We start from the raw sequence: 16,489 nt of genomic DNA on the forward strand, positions 1-16,489 counted from the left end.
ACTCAACGAGCGCACGCTCTGCGCATGAACGTCTCTTGACGTCCTCCCCGCCCTTAGAGCAGGGATTCCTGCCGCGCCGGTCACGCGAGTGTCCGGTCGCCTAGGTGGGTTCCTGCTTCATCGGGGCCTGCCACAGCAAGCTGCGGTCTTACGTCCCCTCCACAGGCATTTTCAGTCTCGGCGCGTCCCGCCGCGACCTGCCTTCCAAGAGTAAGGATGTTGCGTGCCGCGTTGACGTCCCGGTCATGGTGCACGCCGCAGGCGCCGCACGTCCAGCCTCGCACCTTCAGTGGCTTCGGTCCGTCCTTTACGCCGCACGCTGAGCAGACCTGTGACGTCGGCGCCCACCGGTCCATTTTCGCGAACGTCCGTCCGTACCGCGCGGACTTGTACTCCAGCATCCGCACGAAGTTGGACCAGCCGGCGTCGTGCACCGACTTTGCCATGCCGTTCATACGCGACCGTGCCATGCTGCTTGCCGCGAGGTCTTCCACGTACACCGCTTGGTTCTCGCGGATGATCGTGGTCGACAGCTTGTGGTGGAAGTCCTTGCGAGCATCGGCAACGTGGGCGTGAGCCTTCGCGACCTTCACTCGCGCCTTGGCTCGATTGTTCGAGCCCTTCTGTTTCCGCGCGAGTGACTGTTGGAGCTTCTTGAGCCGCTGTTCGGCCTTGCGCAGGAACCTCGGTGCGTCGATCTTCTCGCCGTTGTCCCGGACGACAAAGTGTGTGAGACCCAGATCTATGCCGGTCTCCGCGTAGGCGTCGCCGGCCGGGAACCGTTCGGCATCCGCCGCCGGGTCGGTCTGGACGACGAACGAAGCGAAGTACCGGCCCGACGCGTCCTTGATGACGGTCACCGACGACGGGTCGGACGGCAGGTCCCGCGACCAGCGGACCGCGACCTCGCCGATCTTCGGCAAAGACAGCCGACCCGACTTCATGATCTTGAACTTGGAGTTCGCAGTGAACCGGATCGCCTGCCTGTTGTCGCGCCGGGAGCGGAACCGGGGCTTGCCAGCACGCACGCCCTTACGCCGCCCCGTGGCGGAGTCGAAGAAGTTCTTGTACGCAACATCGTTGTCCCGCAAAGCCTGTTGAAGCACGACAACGGAAACACTCCCGAGCCATGCAGTCTCGGAGCTCTTCTTCGCCTCGGTAATCAACCGTTTTGACAGGACCTCACTAGCGATCCAGCCGCCACCCTCCTCGTAGGAAGACTTCCTTATGGCCAGCGCTTGGTTATACACCCACCGTGCACACCCAAACGCCTTCGTCAGCGCATCGCGCTGACCGGGCGTCGGGTCAAGGCGGAAGTTATACCGGAGCTGCACCTTGACATTCTACCAATTAATGCGCTAGCTCCGCCGTGAACGACAGGGCTAGCGCGCTACAATTCTCGGTCGAGCGCGTCAATCCCGGCCGGCTGATCGACACGCCAGCCACAGCGGAAAGTCTTCTCGCTCACCGCACGTTCGTCCACGTTATGCGTGCGAACGTCGTGCCGTCTGATTTGGTCTCGACGGCCGACTCCGGGACTTGAACCAGTTTGACCGTCGCGCCGTCCGCGCTGATGCGCTCGATCTCGGCTTCCCAACACCCTTCGGTGTACCGCACACGAACCCGGTCGCCGGCCTGGGCGGGCGGGAGTTCGAACCAGTAGCTCACGTCAGACCCTCTCTGATCACCGCGTAGGTCTCGCACTCCCACTTCACCGAGTCGCCGTCGTAACCGCCCTCCTGGCAGTGCTCGCACATCGGGACAGGGTTGAAGCCGATGTCGCACAGGAACGGCTTGTGAACGTCCAGCACGGCCAGCGGCGTTGCGCCGGTTTTCCCGTCCGGGACCGCAGCCCGCAGCGACTCCCACTCGGCCATGGCATCCGCCTGACGTTGAACCGCGACAACGCTTCGTGCGGCACGATCAGCCTTGGCTAGAGCTTCATAATCAATCGCTACTGCCGGAGCGGCTGGCGGCGTGACCGAACGACGCAGAGCGGCGGCCTGTGCGCGGAGCTGATCCGAGACGTAGTCGGTGACCATCAGATCCTCCACGCCGGGTCGTAGCGGTCATAGTCGGGGTGCTCATCGAACGGCTCGGCCATCAACCGCACCGTCTTGCACCAGCCGAACCCCAGCGTCTCGCCGCAGTCGGGATCGTTGTGGCAGGTGCGGCAGCCGAAGTCGTACAGGTGGTTGTCGCTCTGCCGTACCGCGGGAACGTGCTCGTGCTCGGCAAGCTGCTGCCGTTGTGCTGCTACTTCGCGCAGGACGCGGGCCGGATTGTGGTTACGCCAGTACAACGACACCATGCCGAGTTCAAGAGCCTTGCCAGCCGCAACCATAAGCGCGTCATAGTCGGCACCGACTGCGTGCACAACGCCGCGCGCAAGCTGCTCGCGCTCATCCAGCCGGGCGTTCGAAAACGCCACAATGTCGATCACGTCAACCCTTCCTGATCGCAGCCGCGAAGCAACTCCGGCACGTCGGCACCTCAACGACCGGCAGCTGCTTGCCGAACAATGTCCCGCCAGGCGCCTTGCGCACACAGCCGTCCGCACGCCAGCCGTCGCAGGTATGCGGTTCGTACACCGAGCACAGGCAGTGGCAGCCGGCGTCCGCAGGGATCACGGAGAGGGCGATCTGTGCGGTGATCGCGGACATGCGCTTCAACGGGCCGGTTGCGGCGTCCATGGCCTCGGCGAAGTCGGTCACGGCGCCGGCTCCGATCGCCATTCAAAGCGCGTGTTGACGTAGAGACGCTCAAGCGCCCAGCCGGTCCTTTCGGCTTCGGCCTGGGCTTCCTTGCGGCTACTGGCTTCCATCCAGAGGGATCCGTCTGGCCGGCGTATGCGATGCCATGGTCCGGGTTCCCAGCCGTCAGCCACAGCATCTGCCCCCTCAGCCGTTGGGGTGCCGTCGTCGCTGGTCACGGCGCGCCCTCGATCAGGACCAGCGGCAACTCAACGGTGATCTGCATGGTGCCGGGCCGCACGGTGTCGTCCAGGACGGTAGGGATGCCGAAGATGGCAATGGGGTCTGCGCCGGATGTCGCCTCATCGAAGGTGCGGTCATCCGCAGTCGTGGTCTTGTGCTGATCGTAGAGCGCTTCTAGATCAACGCGATGCAGCCGGAAGGTGACGGGTTCGCGGATGAATCGTTCGCGAATGTAGGTGTAGGCGCGGTAGATACCGGTGAAACGATCAACGGTCTCGCTGGTCATAGCCGCTTCCCTTCAAGACGTGGCGCCCGAGGTCGCTACCACGCATAGCCTCCAGGCTCGCAGCGCTAGCCCGCTCCTGCTCGGCCCAGAAGGTAGTGTGCGCAGCCTTCTGCTCCTCAATGAACCCGACGATGTTCGGCAGCGACAGGAACTCGGCGTCCGAGTAGATCGGCACCCAACACGACGCCTGGAATCCGTCGAAGAAGAACAGGTCGTTGTGGCCGACCGCGCCGCCGAGGTGCCGGACACCGGAAGGCACAAGCACGGCGCGGGCGAACGCGCCGCACTCGCCGCCGGTCGTAAAGTCGCCGGTCACCACATGGAAACGACTGCTATAGCCGTAGTCGTAGTAGTGCGTCGGGGCACCGTCGGCCGCGAGGTACCCACGAAGCCACTCCAGATATAACCCGAGCGGCGCGAGATGGAACTCGGGGCTCTGGTGCGGCGGGACGGCCGCGACAAACTCGGCGGTCGCGCCGTCTTCGCTATCACGGTAGGCACGGTAGCCACGTTCGGCCTCATCGCGGACGGCATTCGTAATCCAGTCGGCGCTGTCGTTCATGACTTCAACTCCTCGGCACTCACGCTCAGCACTGGCGCACGGTACGCCTTACACGTGCGGATCAACGGCTTCGCTCCCAGTCTCTCCTTCGACCGGCTGCATTAGGACCCCTTCGCGTCGCACGCGATCCGCAGCCAGTCCACGGTGGCGCAGTTGCGAACCGTGCAGCGCCGCGCACGCTCGTAGAAGTCGGCGAGCGTGATCGGCTCCGTCCATGCCGGCGCGTCGGCGCTTCGCCAACCATCGGGATCCATGATGTCGACGCCATACCGCTCGCCCCACTCCTCGGGCGTGCGCAGCTCGGCAGGCTCGGATGCCGAAACAACGTACTCGCGACGTTCCATGGGCGAGGCGTCCAGGATTGCGTCGACCAGGCCGGGTGCGAACCGCCGCAGCTTCCCCCAGTCCTCGGCCGTGAAGTCAGGCAGGCCGCCGTCCTGGACCTCGAAGGCAATGCGAGCCTTCTCGCGCTCGTTTGCCATCGCCAACTCCACCAGGCCGTCGCGCTGCACCTCGACCGCGATCGAGTCGCCGTCCTGCTGGGCCTGCGGCCACCGGGCTCGAACGCCAGGCGCCAACTCGACATACTCCAAGCCGATGCGAACGCACTCGCCTTCCTTCGCCGGATCGTGTCGCGGGCAATAGTGCAGGCCATCGCGCACAACCCAACCGTGCTCGGCGAACGCGGCGCCCCACTCGGCGGGTTCCGGTTCGGACAGGTCGTTGGTGCGCCAGCCGCCCGCGTACATGCAGGACGAACCAAAGCCGGACTTCTCACAGCGGATGCTGACCTCGTACACGCCTACTCCTTGATCAGACGCACTCGGGGACGGACACCTTCCCGGCCGGCATGATGACGAGAGTTTTGCCGGGCGGGCAGGTACGCGCGTTGGGATCGGTCGCGGCAACAAGCAGCACAACGCCGATAACCAGGGCTGCAGCGCCGACCAGCACCGCGGCGACGATCTTTGCGAGTGGGCCGTTCACGATCCGCTCAATCCGTCGCGTAGTTGTGCCCGACGGAACCGGGCGTGCTCTTCGGACGCCAACCCAACCCGCAGCGCCTCCAACGTCTCCTGGGAAAGCGGAGCGTTGACCTTGTCGGCGTAACGCTGGCCGACGTCGTCGTCGTGAGCGTCCTCAGTCCCGCCTTCAGAAATTGCCATATGCCACCTGCCAGCACTTCAGCCCCAGGCGCCTCCATAGCGCGACCACCCGCGCCCGATCGTCCAGAACGAACCGCACGTTGTACAGGCCGCGCACGTGCGCATCGAACAACTCCGCCTTGACGATGTCGTCGCTGCGCCGGTCTCCCTCGGCCCGCATCCACAGCTCGTCATACGGCACCTGATGCGCAGCCAGCCATCGCTCGGTGTGCTTCCGGAACTCCGACTGGCGTCCCGACAACAGCACGATGTAGCCGTCGGCACGGTCGCACAACGCCAGGACCCGAGCGACTTCCTCGTTCAGGAGGTCGGTCTCGCACAGGTCCAAGTCGTAGGCGCCGCGGCCGGCATGAATGGCCAACGTCCCGTCGATGTCACACAGGACCGCAGGCGGCAGCGACAGATCGGGAACGTAGGGTTCGGGCACCGGCGTGTCGTTCAGCCGTTCCGGATGCTTCCACCAGCCGTCGCGCGTCGACTTCAGCCGCTCGGCCATGCTCCGGATCACGTCCTCGCCAACTGGACGCTCCCGCACCTTGTCCCGGCCGATGCACTCCTCAACGTCGACGCCGGTGAAGTCGTACACGGCGAAGTCCGCGCGCCCGGCCACAACCCGCTTCAGTCGGTTCGGGATCCGCGAGACCAAGTGCGTGTTGTCGACCACAACGTCGAAGCCGCCGTCGATCGCTGCGAGGACCGCGGCGTCCTGGACCGCGAGCACCGTCTCCTCGTGGTCCCTGCCGAGCCGGATGCGGCCGTCGTTCGCGTCGAGCATCAACCGCAGGTCGTCGAGATTCACGCGGCGCATCCGGCCGGCAGACTCGGCGACAAGCTGACGGGCGAGGCTGGTCTTGCCGCTCGCCGGCAGCCCGCAGGTGAGGTGGATTGTGGGCACGTCAGCCTTCCTCGTCGGTCACGAACGGCACGTCACCGCGCGGCTTGATGCTCTTCCACGCCAGATCGTCGATGTCGCGGCCGTCGTACAGCCGGAACAGTGCAGCGCGGTGCTCGGACTTCATGGCCTGCTCGGCGAACGACTTCCTTTCTGCGGTCGGGCCAATCGCGTCGAAGTCCGCGCGGGCCGCAGCAACGTAGGCGTCGAACTCACCGCGCAGGCGGGCCGCGACCTGACGGACCCAGCCCGCGAACTCATCGGGCACAGTGTCGAACAGGACTGCGGGATCCTGGCCGGACGCCAGAACCTCCCACACGGTGCGTTCGTTCGTGCCGGTGTACAGCTTGTGAAGGGCCAGGTAGGACGACAGTTTGATCTTTGCGCGGATGCCGGACGTGAAGCGGATGACGTAGCCCTCGTCCTCGGTGCCGCCGGCGGTCCGCCCGTCGATACGACGGCTGTCCGCAGCCAGCACCTCCACCTCCCGAACATCTTTGCCCAAGCCCCAGGACCGCACCACCGGACCGATCGGCGCCCAGTGCGCCGCCACCTTGGCCAGCGCCTTCTCGGCGCCCGTGGCCGGCTCGTATGCGGCCAGCAGCACAAGGTCTTCACGCGCGCCGTAGTCGACGACGATCCGGTTCGCGGGGTAGATCGCCTCCGCGAGGTACGTCAGCGCGGGGTCCAGCAGCGACGTGTCCGCCGCGTCGAGACGGGCCTGCGCCCACGCCGACTGCTCGGAGGCGAAGCTGCCCTTGGACGCGGCGTGCCACCGGCCGTCGTAGTGGAAGGCGATAATTAGTGAGCCGTCCACTTTCTCGAAGATCTCGAACGGTTCGGTCGGGAGCGGCGGCGCAAAGTCGTGAACGCCATGCATCCCCGTCACGAAGATCTTCGGGAACGGCAGCGCTACTATTCGGCCCGTAGTGTCATCAACGATCAGTCCGCGACAGCACATCGTCACCGGGGTCCAGTGGTGCTCGTACTGGCAAGACTGGCCGTAGACGTACAGCGATAACGGCAGCGTCGGATGCTGCTTCCGCGTCACGAACTTCGCCTCGATCTCAGCCTGCAGATCCGCCGGCGAGAACAGGTCGTGCAGGTGCAGCGGGGAAGTGGTGGTGGTCGTCATCGAGGGCTCCGATTCGCTCGGTTGATACACGGTCGCCGGGAACAGCGATAGAGGCAAATCGGATACCGGCGTGAGGTCAGCGGTGCTCGCGCTCGGCAACTCGCTCGGCCTCGAACGCCGCCTCCGCACACCGAGTTGCCTTCTCCAGCGCAGCCACCGCCGCGGAGGTCAACGCGACGGCCTGCCGCAGGCTCGGGTCCTGCTGGTGGGCGTTGTTGTTCGCTGCGTGCAGCAACTTGAACACGGCCTGGGTCTCGGCGTGGAGGGTGGTGAGCTTGGCGGGGATGTCCATGGCAACCATTCTCACTCTGCGACAACGTCGGGATTTGCGAACTTCCCGTACAGCGCATCAGCCCGCTGTCGCGCCCCGTCGAACACGGCACACACCAGCAGCCGGCCACCTTCACTGCGCGCCTTGTCCATCGCGACGTCTTCCGCGGCGAGCGGCGAGTCGGCAAGGATCTGGTCGCAGAACCGCTGGCCGCCAGTGCGTTCATTCCAGCGCCGGTCGCGCGGGTCCTCAACCAACCCGAGCACCGTTCACGTGGCGATCTCAAGGCCGGGCACGTCAGGCTCGAGGTCTTCGGCATCGAGGTTGCGAACATCCCGGGGGTCGACGTACAGCGTGTACCGGTCGACGGAAACGACGGTGCCCTCGAAGACGCCGGCCACCCGCAGCACGGCGCCCTGCTCGGCGGCGAACATCTGCGCCAGGTCCTCGGCCGCGCGTGCCGACGTGGCCTGGTAGACCTCGCCCCAGCGTTCACTGCTGTGCGGCCAGAAACCGTAGACCGAGAAGTCCCGCATCACTTGCGACCACTCCGCAGAGAGCCGCCGCCGCTGCTGCCGCTGCCGGACTTCGACTTCACGGTCGTGCTCGACTTGCCGCTACCCGAGCCGGAACTCCCACTGCTACCGCCAGTAGAGCCGCCCGTGGTTCCGCTGCGCAGGGATCCGCCGCCGACCTTCCCGGTGCTGCCGGAGCCGCTGGAGAACTTCATCTTCGCCGTGGTGCCGGTCACCGTCTTGCCGTTGCTGCCCTTGTAGGCGGCCTTTGCCGATGCGGTGGAGATCTGCGAGGAGTAGGTGGTGTGGAACGTGGTCTCGTGGGTGATGTACACGGTGCGGTGCGACACCAGGACGTACCGGTTGTAGTAGGTGGGGCTGGAGTAGTACGAGTAGTACTCCTCGTGCCAGTACAGCGGCATCGCGGTGGGAACCCAGCCGGCGGGGCACAGGCCGGCGGCGAGGAGCTGCTGCGCCTCATACGGATCGTCGTCGTAGTAGCAGTGGCCAGCGCCACCGATGACTTCGCCGTAGGCGGCGGGCGCGTAGGACACGGGCGTGGCGTGGGAGCAGCCGGCGAGGGCTGCAACGGCGATGAACAGCCCTGCGATCAGGGCAGCGATGCGACGCATCATGATGTTCCTTCGTGGCGAGGGTTGGATGAAACGGTCCGCTGTACTGTCGGATCCAGCAAGTTGATCTCCGCGCGCAGTTCGAGCGCGGCTTCGCGGATGTCGGCCTTCGTGAACCTGCCGGGGAACCGCAGGATGTAGTCAATCTCGCGCATGCGCACGAGGGTGATCCGGTCAGGCATCGTCCGTCTCCTCGTCGAGTCGCCCGTCAAGCAGCGCCCACGTCCGGTAGATGTCGGGCATCGAGGTGACGGTCTCGCGGGCCTGGTACAGCATCATCGGATCGGACGGCTGCACGATCTCGTGGAACGGCGTTCCGGCCGCATGCATGGTGCCGCGCACGAACGCGGCCACGGTCATCTCCCGGACGAGCTTCGCCACCGCGAACGGCAGTGCATCGTGGCCGGCGTACTGCTCGAAGAACCCTGCGACATCGGCTTGGAGCGTTTCCCACGCTCGCTCGACCGCCTGGTCGCGCTGGTGTTGGCGGGCAGCGAAGTAGGCGAGCATCTGCTCGTCGACGTCAGGCATTGAGCAACCCCAAGTGCCGCACCAGGAACGCCATCAACGCGTAGCCGTCCTCGGTCAGGACCCCGCCGGCACCACCACACGGGCACTTCAGGAACGCGGGCGGCTCGGTGTTCCGAAGCTCCAGCTCCTCGCCGGCGACCAGCGCCCGGCGAGTGCGACGTCGCTCGGCGTCATACCGCTCCAGCGCTTCGCGGTGCTCGTCCTCCCAGGCGCGGACTGCATCCGTGTTGTCGATGTAGCCGTCCCGGCAACCGGTGGTGCATCGGATCTCGGCCTGGGCCAGCAACTCAGTGATCGTGGTCATCAGGATGTCTCCTCGTTCAGGTACGCGCGTGCGGTTCGCACGGCCGCATCCCACTCCCGGGCGCGGTCTGGCCCGAAGGCTGCACGGGTGAGTTCGTGCAGGGCGGCGTTGTCCGCGACGGCGGCGAGCCAGTCCGCGACTGCGAATGCCACGCCCGGATGCCAGGCTGCGGCGTAGGTTCCGGCCGGGCCGCCAAGTCCGCTGTCGACGCCTTGCCGATAGGCGGTGATGTCGTCGGCGTTCGGGTCCCAGTAGTAGGGCTCAGCATCCATCTCGTCCAGGAGCAGCTGGGCGTCGCGGCGAATCGCTTCAACGGCACGGCGCAGCAGGTTGGCGGGAGACTCAGGCATCGCCAACCTCCGTCACGGCCAGCCGGACAACACGCCCCTTGCCTGCGTCAACCTCGGCCTGGACGCCGTAGGGGAAGCAGACCCGGAACAGAACCTCGCGCGGGTAGATCATGACCGGCTCGGTGATGTCCATACCCATCCAGCCCCAGTGCGTTGCAGTCGGATCATCGTCGGAGACCTCGACAACATCCACCTCGACAATCGGCGCTGACACGCCGTGGAACTCGACATACCGACGGGAGCCCAGGTTGTGCAGGTCGCCGCTGTCGTAGCGGTGCGCAAACATACGCCAGGTGCCAGCCTCAGTACCGGACATGGTCGCTCCCGCAGTGTCTCTTGGCCGCGGCGCCGTAAATCACGGCGCCGGTGAACAGCACCGAGTCACCGCAGATGGTGCACGTCCACCGCTCGGGCGCGGCTGGTCCTGCCGGCGGGTCGAGTTCGACATTGTGGCCGAGTCGCTCCGCGCGTCGGATGGCCTCGGCGCGCATCGCCTCCGGCCAGTCGAGATCGTCCATGGGGCTACTCAGCATCAGGCACCGTCCCCACTAGGGTCGGTAAACCAGTCGGGCAGGTCTTCGAAGTCGATGCCGAGCAGTTCGTCCAAGCCGACCGGCATGGCGTCAAGAACGTCCTTGCATTCCCGCGCAAGAGCACGGGCTTCACGCAGGGTCTCGTCGGTTGCCGCCTTCACCGCAGCATCCCGCCACGCCAGCAGCTGCTCCGGCAGGTCCGTGTCCTCCACGGGCACGCCCTGCGGCCGGTCAAAGTCTCCGGCGCACTTCACCACGTAGGTGCCGCCGTCGCCGGCGTCCGCGAGGATCTCCAGCAGCTCCTCCTCGTCGCCTTCGCCGGGCCACACCAGCACGGCACGCACCTCGACGACCTCACGCCCGTGCACCATGTACCGGGTCGGAATCGGGTCGTCGAACCCAGGATCGGGCTGCATCTGAATGAACCCGCCAAACTCGTGCCCTTCGTAGTGGGCGACGATGGCCTGGAGATCCTCCAGGACGTGCGTGCCGCTGAAGGTCCGCACGCGCGGCAGGATGCGGTCGGCGGTCCGGCGCACGGTCTCGGTGTCGCCGTCATCGCTGACAGTCCGCCTCTCCCGGATCTCCAGCTTCAGGTCTCGCAGCGCCGGTCCGGCCTCAATCTCGGACCAGGTCAGCGGCGGCGTGATTGTGATGGCACCGCTAAAGCGGTTGTCGTAGCTCATCGGCTCGGTCCTGAACTGTCGGCATGGCGTTCCACCATGCGAGTCTTGATCTGACCGTTCGTGGGCTTCTCCCACGCGTGCCAGCCAGCAGCTTCGGTCCACTGCCGCGCGTGCTGGCTGCGGGCGATACCGCACCAGCGGCAGCCCATCGGCGGGTACTTGGGGTCGGGGCGGGTGGGCATTAGTCGCTCACCGCCTGCGGCTTGCGGTACGCCCAGTGCCCGGTATCCACGTACCGGCCGTTGCGGTTCACCAGGATTGACGTGCCACGGATCTTGCGCCGCTCGACTTCCTCCCACGTGTAGTCGGAGAAGCAGACGTCGACCGCCTTCTTCAGGGACTCCAGGTCCCAGAACACTTCGGTGTCGTAGACGGTGGCGCCGTCGAGGGTGCTGTACTCCCAGACCCACGGGGCGCCGGCCTCATCGCGAACCTTGTTCGCAACCGCGTACATCATCAGGCTGGTCAGAGCCTCGCCGTGCGTGGCGTTCATCGCCTCAACCGCGTCAACGACGTCCTGGCCGTTGCCGGTGACGACGATGTCGTACAGCTCGGATGCACTGTGGGGAACGGTAGCCATCAGGCCTCACCGCCAACCCGCGCGATCATCGCACCGCGGTCCTGACGCAGCCGCTGCTTCAGCTCGTCCTGGTCGCAGGGCCGAACCCACACGCCGTCCGACCACTCCCAGAAGCCCGGCTCCATCTTCGGGTCCTGCTGGATGGCGTCGGACAGGGCGATCGCCGCGTCGAGGTCCTTCGTCTCGAACCTGCCGACGGAAGAGTTCGACGGGTCGCGTCCTTGGCCGAATGGCTCCCGGCCGAACGGGTCAAGCAGGACCATCAGCTCGCCGGGGTAAAACGGGTACCAGTTCGCCGGCTCGCCGTCGGCCAGCTTGTTGCCGCGGACTCCGTATCGTGACCCTCCGGTGATGACGCAGAACGTCAGCGCCTCCAGGTCGAGGTCCTCGCAGTTGTTGAGGATGTACAGGATCTGGGCTGCGGTAGGGATGGGCATCAGGCTTGCACCTCGCGTTCGTCGTCGTGGCCGTCTTCGCAGTGCATGCACGGCGGGTAGGCAGTGGTGTGGCAGAAGCAGCCGGTGCACTTGACGAAGGCCGCGTCCATGTCGTACTCGGGAGCCTCAGGCTCCGGCTCTTCGGCGGGCGCCTCATCTGCGCGCCGGTTCTGATCGAGCGCGTCGAGCGCGTAGCCAACGAAGAAGCCGTGTATGCCCTGGGCGTAGTACTCGGAGGTGCGCATCAGGACTCGCCTCCGTCCAGTCGGACCGGTACGGGCTTTGGGAAAATCTCGGGATCGACGGCGTGGCCCAACTCGTCGGAGAAGACGAACCCGCGACCAAGGTCGTCATGCCAAACCTTGACCATGCGGACCGCTTGGATGCGGCCCTTGGCGTCGCCCAGTTGCGCTTCAAGTTCGCGGACGCGGTCGGCAAGTGCATGCACGTAGTTGTTCAAGCGCTCTACGGCGTCCATGGGCACGTCACCCGCGTTGCGAAGGCCAAGGGCAATCGAAGCCGCGCGGGCAGCCAAGGCTTGCGGTGCTGCGATAACCAGCATGGCTTCGTAGTCAGGATCGTTGGCCATCAGAACCGCCACCACCCGTCACGTCCTGGCGGGATGGCCGGGAAGTTCTCGAGCATCGGCTTCAGCAGCTCCAGGTACCGGGCGTTCTCTTCCGGGTCCTGGCCGGCGCACCAGAAGCTGGCGCCGTCCCAGCGGGCAAGGCACTTGGCGCCGTAGCGTCCGTCCTCGTACTTCTCCAGGAAGTCGGTGACGTCGCGCGGGGCAGTCCTGCGGAACCCGTCATCGAGGTAGCCAGCGCATGCCGCCGTCACGCCGCTTCTGCGCCGGAACCAGACCGCGTCGACCATGAACCACTCATCATGCTCGGCAAAGCGCTGGCGGAAGCTGGACAGGTCGACCGCGTAGGGGCGGTGCGAGAGCACGAACTTGTCCTCGCGGCGCATTACGCACCCCCAGCCCGCGTCATCGGCCCGTAGGCGACAGCCACGTCGTTAGGGTCCGAGGGGGTGTTGGTCATGCGCATCACGCCGTCATCCCCGAGCATCCACGCGTCGCCATCAGCGTCACGCCAACGGGAGCCGGGCCGGCCGGGAAACTCGGGCACGGCCTGGTCGTCCAGTCGGGCCAGCAGCTCACGGGACACGGCGATCATCAGACTCAGCGCCGAACTCTTGGCCGCGATCTCCGGGTAGGGCAGGTTGAGCAGGGTGCGGATCTCGGCAAGCTTCTCGTCGCCCGCCGCATCGGCGGCAACGTGCTTGGTGTTGCTCTTCATCGTCTCTCCAGGTGTCGTCGGGTTCTGCTGCTGGTCGCCTCGCCGGGATTCGAACCCGGAACCTGCCGTCCCGCCGCAGTCCGGGGCGGATGCTCCGCTTGAGCTACGGGACTGTGGGCCGCGCGGGGCGGCCGGTGGATCTAGAAGATCTTGAGTTCCTGGGCCGGGGAATCCTTGGCGGTCTTCACAAGCACCGCTCCGCCGTCGCGCATGACCTGCTCGATGTAGGCGTAGAGCTGAAGAGCGCGATTGATCACGTCGGTCTTGCTGTCGCCCGTCAGGTCAGCGACCTGCTTCAGGGCGTGAGCTGCCCGCGGCGCCAGGTTGACCGTGACGCGTTCGAGTTCGGCGGTCATCTCAGGACTCCTTCGGCGGCTTGCCCCAGCCACCGCAACGCGGCGACCAGATCGAGCCGTGCGGGTCGGGACGCTTCGTGACGCGCAGCCCGATGGTGCCGTTCTTCAGCACGCGCAGGCCTTCCCTGCCGCAGACGGAGCAGGAGCCGGTCTTGTAGGCGGGCATCAGGACTCGCTCCCGACCGGTTCCATCGGCCCGTACTCGCCGGCGAGGTCATCCGGGTCACGAGACGTGGTCTCGTCGTCAAGCAGGCGCAGCATGTTGTCGGCGCACAGCACCCACACGTCGCCCTCGTTGTCCCGCCAGCCGTCGCCCGGAATGCCGGGGTAACCGCCAGCCTGGGTAATCAGGCGGTATAGGACCTCGTCCACTTGCGACGCAAACGCGCGGTGGAACTCGGCGGACTCTTTGTGCTTGGAGATCCACTCCCGGCTGCGCGTGGCCTTAGCTGCGTTCTCAAAGTAGGTGGCGAGGCTGACCGAGTTGTTCGCCATCCGCTCCAGCTTCTCGATCAGGTGTGCGGCAGCCTGCTCGGCGGCGGTGGGCGTAGTGGTGTCGGTCATCAGAACTCGCTCCCGTCCGGAACGACACTGACCTCGATCTCGTCGCGGACCTCGTCGTATGCGTCGCCCTCGTCGATGCCGACGATCCGGGTGGCGATGATGTCGGTGATCGCCTCGTCGAGCCACACGACCGCAAGGTCGGCGTGGTCTGCGGCGCCGACGTCACGCTGCCAGCGGGTGGCGAGGTTGTCGGGGATGGTGATGACGGCTATGGCCTTCATGGTCAGTTCTCCTTCGGCTCGGACACGAGGCGGTAGCCGCGCAGTCCGCGCTCGTCGTACTGGACTCGAGAACGGCGTCCCAGGCCGGACGGGCTCTTCACGATCGCAAAGCGAATGCCATCGACCTCCAGGATCTGAACGGTTCGACCAGCACTGCGCGGGTCCTTGTCGGCCCAGATCTGGCCGGGGACGACCTTGATGGGCGGTTTGCGGGTGGTCATCACGCACCTTCGATCGGCGACAGCCCGAACACCGCGCGCTCAGCGTTGATCCGCTCGTCGTGGTCTTCCTGGTCCTCCTCGGCGATCGCCTGCGCGCACGTGCCGTCGTCGCCCATGAAGTCCAGGTCGCAACCGGTGCCGCAGTCCTGGCAGCCGAAGCCGGTACATCCGGGGGCGTCGCAGCCGCTGAAGTACAGCGGCTCTCCGCAGTCCTCGCAGGTGTCCGCGATGAAGGCGAGTCCGCTGGTCTCGTGGTCGTATCCAATGGGCATGGGTCAGTCCTCCTGTATGCCGCAAGCGGCTTCGATCTCGCTAAGCAGTGGCGTGATCTCGGCAAGCAGCGCGTTGATCCGCGCCACCTGGTCGGCGATCTCGGACGGGGCCTGGTCGGTGGGGATGCCGATCTCGGCGAGCGCGGTGAGGGCGGTGCGCTCGGACAGGATCAGCTGGCGAACGTCGGCGAGGGTCCAGGGGCGGGACATCAGGACTCGTCCTCCGTCCAGCCCCACTCGTAGGAGTTGGCAATGGCATCCTGGGCGTAGCTCGCGATGACGTCCGTCCGCTCGCCGTCGGACAGGCCTTCAAGCTCGTCGTCAGGCACCTCGAACGGCTCCTCAACGCGCGAACCGTTCATGCCGGTGTGGACGTAGGCGGTGAACCTGGCCATGGCCTCTCCCTAGCAAGTGCGGACGGTCCGTCAACTGAGTTGACACTTCTGAGTGTGCGCCGGATGCTGTTGAGTGTCAACCGAGTTGACGTGGCGGGTGTCTACTGGCTTGACGGTGATCAAGCTGCGAATATGAGGAGCGTGGAGGACGTGGCGATCAGGATCAGACGCCAGGCGGACAAAAATGCCGCTGGCCAAGCAGCGCTTGAGCGACTCGTCCTCGAAGGACGGGAAGACGGCATGTCCCTGCGGGCAATCGCGGCCGAGGCCCGAATGACACCCGAAGGTGTGCGCAAGATGCTGAAGCGGCTTGATGAACAGGCCAAAGCGGAACCCAACGTGCCCGAGTCCTAACGCAGGATCCTTCACGGCAACCGCCCGCACGACTCCATCACAACGCCTCGTTCCACCTGGTCGGAATCCCGGCCCGCTCTGCCGCATGCCCGGTATGACTGGCGCTGGCGGAACCGTTGCGGCAGAAGACCACGCACACGTCCGCTCCGCGGTCGACCATCTGCTGGTTGCGGATGAACCCGGCAGCACGGCCGTGTTCGCTCCAGCGGGCCGGATGTCGCTCAACAACCCAGCCGCGCGCCAGAGCATGCTGCTCGGCAAGCCGGTCCGCGCCGGACGGGCAGGCGCCGGACATGAGGGTGACGGAAGCCGGGTCGGTAACGCCGGCTTCTTCAACTAGCTGGTCAAGCTCATCAACTATCCGAGTCCGGTCGATCCACGACCGCAACCCGGTGACCAGAGTCCGCAGGTCAGGCATCGCCGCCGTCCTCCACGACCTCGAACGTAACCGTCACCCTGAAAATGACCTTCGGCTGCGACCTCGAAGCCATCGCCTGGTACCCGGCACGCTGGGCTTTCGCGTCGGCGATGCCGTGAAACAGCGGCGGCAGGTGAAAGAGCCACGAGGTCTTCTTTCGTACCGGCGTCGCAAAATCGGCGTTCTCGACCAGGTAGCCGACGAACGGCTTCGGGACCTTCAGACGCTGCTTCAGATCGGCCAGCCCGGCTTGCGGATCTACGGCGGCCATTTCGCGCTGCACGCGTTCCGCTTCACGCTTGAGCAGCGCTACCACGTCACTTGCGTCCTTGGCCTCTGCCCGGATGTCAGTCATCGTCGTCGCCTTTCTGCCAGCGCCTCATCGCACGCCTGTAGTTCCAGCAGGAGAGCGCAGCCAGGGTCCAGGAGAACACCGCCAACCCAACACGATCCGGACTCGCCCAAAGCCCGATGACGCTTTCCGGGATGAGGACTAGGACGCATATCGCGCAGCCAACGCGGGCAAGTACAACGTCCTGGCGCCGCAGTCGCGCGCTCACCGTCCCGC

Annotated in this window: 40 protein-coding genes; 1 reads left to right on the top strand and 39 read right to left on the bottom strand. The window is 65.9% G+C overall.

Going from position 1 to position 16,489, the window contains the following annotated elements; all coding sequences use genetic code 11:
• Positions 1 to 80: 80 nt before the first annotated feature.
• The 37 genes from CACI_RS14730 to CACI_RS14895 form a co-directional block, all read right to left on the bottom strand.
• Entirely contained in the window at positions 81 to 1,334 is a 1,254-nt protein-coding gene (locus CACI_RS14730) for an RNA-guided endonuclease InsQ/TnpB family protein (protein ID WP_012787164.1), read from the bottom strand.
• A gap of 130 nt (positions 1,335 to 1,464) precedes the next feature.
• Complete coding sequence (locus CACI_RS14735; RefSeq protein ID WP_012787165.1) at positions 1,465 to 1,668, bottom strand: hypothetical protein; 204 nt, start codon at positions 1,666 to 1,668, stop codon at positions 1,465 to 1,467.
• The gene (locus CACI_RS49800; protein ID WP_143765249.1) at positions 1,665 to 2,042 is read right to left on the bottom strand and encodes a hypothetical protein; all 378 of its coding nucleotides are present in this window, start codon (positions 2,040 to 2,042) and stop codon (positions 1,665 to 1,667) included. Before CACI_RS49800 ends, CACI_RS14735 begins: the two co-directional genes overlap by 4 nt.
• Complete coding sequence (locus tag CACI_RS14745) at positions 2,042 to 2,443, bottom strand: DUF6221 family protein (RefSeq protein WP_012787167.1); 402 nt, start codon at positions 2,441 to 2,443, stop codon at positions 2,042 to 2,044. The genes CACI_RS49800 and CACI_RS14745 overlap by 1 nt, the downstream gene beginning before the upstream one ends.
• Position 2,444: 1 nt before the next feature.
• Positions 2,445 to 2,714: a hypothetical protein gene (locus CACI_RS14750; protein ID WP_143765250.1), complete on the bottom strand. Its 270-nt coding sequence runs from the start codon at positions 2,712 to 2,714 to the stop codon at positions 2,445 to 2,447.
• A gap of 214 nt (positions 2,715 to 2,928) precedes the next feature.
• Positions 2,929 to 3,222, bottom strand: a complete 294-nt coding sequence (locus tag CACI_RS14755) for a hypothetical protein (protein WP_012787169.1) — start codon at positions 3,220 to 3,222, stop codon at positions 2,929 to 2,931.
• On the bottom strand, positions 3,203 to 3,784 hold the full coding sequence (locus tag CACI_RS14760) for a hypothetical protein (protein WP_012787170.1): 582 nt from the start codon (positions 3,782 to 3,784) through the stop codon (positions 3,203 to 3,205). Before CACI_RS14760 ends, CACI_RS14755 begins: the two co-directional genes overlap by 20 nt.
• A gap of 101 nt (positions 3,785 to 3,885) precedes the next feature.
• Positions 3,886 to 4,584, bottom strand: a complete 699-nt coding sequence (locus CACI_RS14765) for a hypothetical protein (protein ID WP_012787171.1) — start codon at positions 4,582 to 4,584, stop codon at positions 3,886 to 3,888.
• Between the two features lie 13 nt (positions 4,585 to 4,597).
• The gene (locus CACI_RS51165) at positions 4,598 to 4,771 is read right to left on the bottom strand and encodes a hypothetical protein (protein WP_012787172.1); all 174 of its coding nucleotides are present in this window, start codon (positions 4,769 to 4,771) and stop codon (positions 4,598 to 4,600) included.
• Positions 4,768 to 4,950, bottom strand: coding sequence for a hypothetical protein (locus CACI_RS49805; protein ID WP_012787173.1), 183 nt, complete (start codon positions 4,948 to 4,950; stop codon positions 4,768 to 4,770). The genes CACI_RS51165 and CACI_RS49805 overlap by 4 nt, the downstream gene beginning before the upstream one ends.
• On the bottom strand, positions 4,937 to 5,845 hold the full coding sequence (locus CACI_RS14770) for a phosphatase domain-containing protein (protein ID WP_012787174.1): 909 nt from the start codon (positions 5,843 to 5,845) through the stop codon (positions 4,937 to 4,939). Before CACI_RS14770 ends, CACI_RS49805 begins: the two co-directional genes overlap by 14 nt.
• Position 5,846: 1 nt before the next feature.
• Entirely contained in the window at positions 5,847 to 6,977 is a 1,131-nt protein-coding gene (locus CACI_RS14775) for an RNA ligase (RefSeq protein WP_012787175.1), read from the bottom strand.
• Positions 6,978 to 7,053: 76 nt separating this feature from the next.
• A complete protein-coding gene (locus CACI_RS14780; RefSeq protein ID WP_143765251.1) occupies positions 7,054 to 7,269 on the bottom strand; it encodes a hypothetical protein in 216 nt (71 codons plus the stop codon).
• Between the two features lie 11 nt (positions 7,270 to 7,280).
• Entirely contained in the window at positions 7,281 to 7,505 is a 225-nt protein-coding gene (locus tag CACI_RS14785) for a hypothetical protein (RefSeq protein WP_143765252.1), read from the bottom strand.
• A 12-nt stretch (positions 7,506 to 7,517) separates the two neighbouring features.
• A complete protein-coding gene (locus CACI_RS14790) occupies positions 7,518 to 7,784 on the bottom strand; it encodes a hypothetical protein (protein ID WP_012787178.1) in 267 nt (88 codons plus the stop codon).
• The gene (locus CACI_RS45530; RefSeq protein ID WP_012787179.1) at positions 7,784 to 8,398 is read right to left on the bottom strand and encodes a hypothetical protein; all 615 of its coding nucleotides are present in this window, start codon (positions 8,396 to 8,398) and stop codon (positions 7,784 to 7,786) included. The genes CACI_RS14790 and CACI_RS45530 overlap by 1 nt, the downstream gene beginning before the upstream one ends.
• Positions 8,395 to 8,577 (bottom strand): hypothetical protein, encoded by a 183-nt coding sequence (locus CACI_RS14800; RefSeq protein ID WP_012787180.1) that lies wholly within the window; start codon positions 8,575 to 8,577, stop codon positions 8,395 to 8,397. Before CACI_RS14800 ends, CACI_RS45530 begins: the two co-directional genes overlap by 4 nt.
• Complete coding sequence (locus tag CACI_RS14805) at positions 8,570 to 8,926, bottom strand: hypothetical protein (protein WP_012787181.1); 357 nt, start codon at positions 8,924 to 8,926, stop codon at positions 8,570 to 8,572. The genes CACI_RS14800 and CACI_RS14805 overlap by 8 nt, the downstream gene beginning before the upstream one ends.
• Positions 8,919 to 9,230, bottom strand: a complete 312-nt coding sequence (locus CACI_RS14810; protein ID WP_012787182.1) for a hypothetical protein — start codon at positions 9,228 to 9,230, stop codon at positions 8,919 to 8,921. The genes CACI_RS14805 and CACI_RS14810 overlap by 8 nt, the downstream gene beginning before the upstream one ends.
• Positions 9,230 to 9,580 (bottom strand): hypothetical protein, encoded by a 351-nt coding sequence (locus CACI_RS14815; RefSeq protein ID WP_012787183.1) that lies wholly within the window; start codon positions 9,578 to 9,580, stop codon positions 9,230 to 9,232. Before CACI_RS14815 ends, CACI_RS14810 begins: the two co-directional genes overlap by 1 nt.
• Entirely contained in the window at positions 9,573 to 9,896 is a 324-nt protein-coding gene (locus CACI_RS14820) for a hypothetical protein (protein WP_012787184.1), read from the bottom strand. Before CACI_RS14820 ends, CACI_RS14815 begins: the two co-directional genes overlap by 8 nt.
• Positions 9,883 to 10,098 (bottom strand): hypothetical protein, encoded by a 216-nt coding sequence (locus CACI_RS14825; RefSeq protein ID WP_041540249.1) that lies wholly within the window; start codon positions 10,096 to 10,098, stop codon positions 9,883 to 9,885. The genes CACI_RS14820 and CACI_RS14825 overlap by 14 nt, the downstream gene beginning before the upstream one ends.
• Before the next feature lie 14 nt (positions 10,099 to 10,112).
• Positions 10,113 to 10,799 carry a DUF6205 family protein gene (locus CACI_RS14830; RefSeq protein WP_012787186.1) on the bottom strand — a complete coding sequence of 229 codons (687 nt, stop codon included), beginning with the start codon at positions 10,797 to 10,799 and terminating at the stop codon, positions 10,113 to 10,115.
• A 181-nt stretch (positions 10,800 to 10,980) separates the two neighbouring features.
• Positions 10,981 to 11,379, bottom strand: a complete 399-nt coding sequence (locus CACI_RS14835) for a hypothetical protein (protein WP_012787188.1) — start codon at positions 11,377 to 11,379, stop codon at positions 10,981 to 10,983.
• Complete coding sequence (locus tag CACI_RS14840) at positions 11,379 to 11,816, bottom strand: hypothetical protein (protein WP_012787189.1); 438 nt, start codon at positions 11,814 to 11,816, stop codon at positions 11,379 to 11,381. Before CACI_RS14840 ends, CACI_RS14835 begins: the two co-directional genes overlap by 1 nt.
• Positions 11,816 to 12,061 carry a hypothetical protein gene (locus CACI_RS14845; RefSeq protein WP_012787190.1) on the bottom strand — a complete coding sequence of 82 codons (246 nt, stop codon included), beginning with the start codon at positions 12,059 to 12,061 and terminating at the stop codon, positions 11,816 to 11,818. Before CACI_RS14845 ends, CACI_RS14840 begins: the two co-directional genes overlap by 1 nt.
• Positions 12,061 to 12,405 carry a hypothetical protein gene (locus CACI_RS14850; RefSeq protein ID WP_012787191.1) on the bottom strand — a complete coding sequence of 115 codons (345 nt, stop codon included), beginning with the start codon at positions 12,403 to 12,405 and terminating at the stop codon, positions 12,061 to 12,063. Before CACI_RS14850 ends, CACI_RS14845 begins: the two co-directional genes overlap by 1 nt.
• Positions 12,405 to 12,788: a hypothetical protein gene (locus CACI_RS14855; RefSeq protein ID WP_012787192.1), complete on the bottom strand. Its 384-nt coding sequence runs from the start codon at positions 12,786 to 12,788 to the stop codon at positions 12,405 to 12,407. The genes CACI_RS14850 and CACI_RS14855 overlap by 1 nt, the downstream gene beginning before the upstream one ends.
• Positions 12,788 to 13,120, bottom strand: a complete 333-nt coding sequence (locus tag CACI_RS14860) for a hypothetical protein (protein ID WP_012787193.1) — start codon at positions 13,118 to 13,120, stop codon at positions 12,788 to 12,790. Before CACI_RS14860 ends, CACI_RS14855 begins: the two co-directional genes overlap by 1 nt.
• Positions 13,121 to 13,260: 140 nt before the next feature.
• Complete coding sequence (locus CACI_RS14865; protein WP_012787194.1) at positions 13,261 to 13,476, bottom strand: ribbon-helix-helix domain-containing protein; 216 nt, start codon at positions 13,474 to 13,476, stop codon at positions 13,261 to 13,263.
• A 1-nt stretch (position 13,477) separates the two neighbouring features.
• Positions 13,478 to 13,642: a hypothetical protein gene (locus CACI_RS51170; RefSeq protein ID WP_012787195.1), complete on the bottom strand. Its 165-nt coding sequence runs from the start codon at positions 13,640 to 13,642 to the stop codon at positions 13,478 to 13,480.
• Positions 13,642 to 14,040, bottom strand: coding sequence for a hypothetical protein (locus CACI_RS14870; RefSeq protein ID WP_012787196.1), 399 nt, complete (start codon positions 14,038 to 14,040; stop codon positions 13,642 to 13,644). Before CACI_RS14870 ends, CACI_RS51170 begins: the two co-directional genes overlap by 1 nt.
• Positions 14,040 to 14,261, bottom strand: coding sequence for a hypothetical protein (locus tag CACI_RS14875; protein ID WP_012787197.1), 222 nt, complete (start codon positions 14,259 to 14,261; stop codon positions 14,040 to 14,042). Before CACI_RS14875 ends, CACI_RS14870 begins: the two co-directional genes overlap by 1 nt.
• Positions 14,262 to 14,263: 2 nt before the next feature.
• Positions 14,264 to 14,482, bottom strand: a complete 219-nt coding sequence (locus CACI_RS14880) for a hypothetical protein (protein ID WP_012787198.1) — start codon at positions 14,480 to 14,482, stop codon at positions 14,264 to 14,266.
• Entirely contained in the window at positions 14,482 to 14,754 is a 273-nt protein-coding gene (locus CACI_RS14885) for a hypothetical protein (RefSeq protein ID WP_012787199.1), read from the bottom strand. Before CACI_RS14885 ends, CACI_RS14880 begins: the two co-directional genes overlap by 1 nt.
• A 3-nt stretch (positions 14,755 to 14,757) precedes the next feature.
• Positions 14,758 to 14,964 carry a hypothetical protein gene (locus tag CACI_RS14890; protein ID WP_012787200.1) on the bottom strand — a complete coding sequence of 69 codons (207 nt, stop codon included), beginning with the start codon at positions 14,962 to 14,964 and terminating at the stop codon, positions 14,758 to 14,760.
• Positions 14,964 to 15,149 (bottom strand): DUF7167 family protein, encoded by a 186-nt coding sequence (locus CACI_RS14895; protein ID WP_012787201.1) that lies wholly within the window; start codon positions 15,147 to 15,149, stop codon positions 14,964 to 14,966. Before CACI_RS14895 ends, CACI_RS14890 begins: the two co-directional genes overlap by 1 nt.
• A 150-nt stretch (positions 15,150 to 15,299) precedes the next feature.
• Between CACI_RS14895 and CACI_RS14900 the strand changes: the two genes are divergently transcribed.
• Positions 15,300 to 15,503 (top strand): hypothetical protein, encoded by a 204-nt coding sequence (locus tag CACI_RS14900; protein ID WP_143765253.1) that lies wholly within the window; start codon positions 15,300 to 15,302, stop codon positions 15,501 to 15,503.
• A 37-nt stretch (positions 15,504 to 15,540) separates the two neighbouring features.
• Here the strand turns inward: CACI_RS14900 and CACI_RS47865 are convergent, their stop codons facing one another.
• Both CACI_RS47865 and CACI_RS14910 read right to left on the bottom strand, forming a co-directional pair.
• Positions 15,541 to 15,921: a DUF2493 domain-containing protein gene (locus tag CACI_RS47865; protein WP_012787203.1), complete on the bottom strand. Its 381-nt coding sequence runs from the start codon at positions 15,919 to 15,921 to the stop codon at positions 15,541 to 15,543.
• Positions 15,914 to 16,276 carry a hypothetical protein gene (locus tag CACI_RS14910; protein WP_012787204.1) on the bottom strand — a complete coding sequence of 121 codons (363 nt, stop codon included), beginning with the start codon at positions 16,274 to 16,276 and terminating at the stop codon, positions 15,914 to 15,916. The genes CACI_RS47865 and CACI_RS14910 overlap by 8 nt, the downstream gene beginning before the upstream one ends.
• Between the last annotated feature and the right edge of the window lie 213 nt (positions 16,277 to 16,489).

Origin of the sequence: Catenulispora acidiphila DSM 44928 (genome assembly GCF_000024025.1) — a bacterium.
GTDB lineage: Bacteria > Actinomycetota > Actinomycetes > Streptomycetales > Catenulisporaceae > Catenulispora > Catenulispora acidiphila.

Excerpts from the sequence above, each read along its gene's own strand:
- CACI_RS49800 (WP_143765249.1), bottom strand. The coding sequence starts at position 2,042 with ATGGTCACCGACTACGTCTCGGATCAGCTCCGCGCACAGGCCGCCGCT.
- CACI_RS14755 (WP_012787169.1), bottom strand. The coding sequence starts at position 3,222 with ATGACCAGCGAGACCGTTGATCGTTTCACCGGTATCTACCGCGCCTAC.
- CACI_RS14760 (WP_012787170.1), bottom strand. The coding sequence starts at position 3,784 with ATGAACGACAGCGCCGACTGGATTACGAATGCCGTCCGCGATGAGGCC.
- CACI_RS49805 (WP_012787173.1), bottom strand. The coding sequence starts at position 4,950 with ATGGCAATTTCTGAAGGCGGGACTGAGGACGCTCACGACGACGACGTC.
- CACI_RS14775 (WP_012787175.1), bottom strand. The coding sequence starts at position 6,977 with ATGACGACCACCACCACTTCCCCGCTGCACCTGCACGACCTGTTCTCG.
- CACI_RS14780 (WP_143765251.1), bottom strand. The coding sequence starts at position 7,269 with ATGGACATCCCCGCCAAGCTCACCACCCTCCACGCCGAGACCCAGGCC.
- CACI_RS14790 (WP_012787178.1), bottom strand. The coding sequence starts at position 7,784 with ATGCGGGACTTCTCGGTCTACGGTTTCTGGCCGCACAGCAGTGAACGC.
- CACI_RS45530 (WP_012787179.1), bottom strand. The coding sequence starts at position 8,398 with ATGATGCGTCGCATCGCTGCCCTGATCGCAGGGCTGTTCATCGCCGTT.
- CACI_RS14800 (WP_012787180.1), bottom strand. The coding sequence starts at position 8,577 with ATGCCTGACCGGATCACCCTCGTGCGCATGCGCGAGATTGACTACATC.
- CACI_RS14805 (WP_012787181.1), bottom strand. The coding sequence starts at position 8,926 with ATGCCTGACGTCGACGAGCAGATGCTCGCCTACTTCGCTGCCCGCCAA.
- CACI_RS14810 (WP_012787182.1), bottom strand. The coding sequence starts at position 9,230 with ATGACCACGATCACTGAGTTGCTGGCCCAGGCCGAGATCCGATGCACC.
- CACI_RS14815 (WP_012787183.1), bottom strand. The coding sequence starts at position 9,580 with ATGCCTGAGTCTCCCGCCAACCTGCTGCGCCGTGCCGTTGAAGCGATT.
- CACI_RS14820 (WP_012787184.1), bottom strand. The coding sequence starts at position 9,896 with ATGTCCGGTACTGAGGCTGGCACCTGGCGTATGTTTGCGCACCGCTAC.
- CACI_RS14825 (WP_041540249.1), bottom strand. The coding sequence starts at position 10,098 with ATGGACGATCTCGACTGGCCGGAGGCGATGCGCGCCGAGGCCATCCGA.
- CACI_RS14830 (WP_012787186.1), bottom strand. The coding sequence starts at position 10,799 with ATGAGCTACGACAACCGCTTTAGCGGTGCCATCACAATCACGCCGCCG.
- CACI_RS14835 (WP_012787188.1), bottom strand. The coding sequence starts at position 11,379 with ATGGCTACCGTTCCCCACAGTGCATCCGAGCTGTACGACATCGTCGTC.
- CACI_RS14840 (WP_012787189.1), bottom strand. The coding sequence starts at position 11,816 with ATGCCCATCCCTACCGCAGCCCAGATCCTGTACATCCTCAACAACTGC.
- CACI_RS14845 (WP_012787190.1), bottom strand. The coding sequence starts at position 12,061 with ATGCGCACCTCCGAGTACTACGCCCAGGGCATACACGGCTTCTTCGTT.
- CACI_RS14850 (WP_012787191.1), bottom strand. The coding sequence starts at position 12,405 with ATGGCCAACGATCCTGACTACGAAGCCATGCTGGTTATCGCAGCACCG.
- CACI_RS14855 (WP_012787192.1), bottom strand. The coding sequence starts at position 12,788 with ATGCGCCGCGAGGACAAGTTCGTGCTCTCGCACCGCCCCTACGCGGTC.
- CACI_RS14860 (WP_012787193.1), bottom strand. The coding sequence starts at position 13,120 with ATGAAGAGCAACACCAAGCACGTTGCCGCCGATGCGGCGGGCGACGAG.
- CACI_RS14865 (WP_012787194.1), bottom strand. The coding sequence starts at position 13,476 with ATGACCGCCGAACTCGAACGCGTCACGGTCAACCTGGCGCCGCGGGCA.
- CACI_RS51170 (WP_012787195.1), bottom strand. The coding sequence starts at position 13,642 with ATGCCCGCCTACAAGACCGGCTCCTGCTCCGTCTGCGGCAGGGAAGGC.
- CACI_RS14870 (WP_012787196.1), bottom strand. The coding sequence starts at position 14,040 with ATGACCGACACCACTACGCCCACCGCCGCCGAGCAGGCTGCCGCACAC.
- CACI_RS14875 (WP_012787197.1), bottom strand. The coding sequence starts at position 14,261 with ATGAAGGCCATAGCCGTCATCACCATCCCCGACAACCTCGCCACCCGC.
- CACI_RS14880 (WP_012787198.1), bottom strand. The coding sequence starts at position 14,482 with ATGACCACCCGCAAACCGCCCATCAAGGTCGTCCCCGGCCAGATCTGG.
- CACI_RS14885 (WP_012787199.1), bottom strand. The coding sequence starts at position 14,754 with ATGCCCATTGGATACGACCACGAGACCAGCGGACTCGCCTTCATCGCG.
- CACI_RS14890 (WP_012787200.1), bottom strand. The coding sequence starts at position 14,964 with ATGTCCCGCCCCTGGACCCTCGCCGACGTTCGCCAGCTGATCCTGTCC.
- CACI_RS14895 (WP_012787201.1), bottom strand. The coding sequence starts at position 15,149 with ATGGCCAGGTTCACCGCCTACGTCCACACCGGCATGAACGGTTCGCGC.
- CACI_RS47865 (WP_012787203.1), bottom strand. The coding sequence starts at position 15,921 with ATGCCTGACCTGCGGACTCTGGTCACCGGGTTGCGGTCGTGGATCGAC.
- CACI_RS14910 (WP_012787204.1), bottom strand. The coding sequence starts at position 16,276 with ATGACTGACATCCGGGCAGAGGCCAAGGACGCAAGTGACGTGGTAGCG.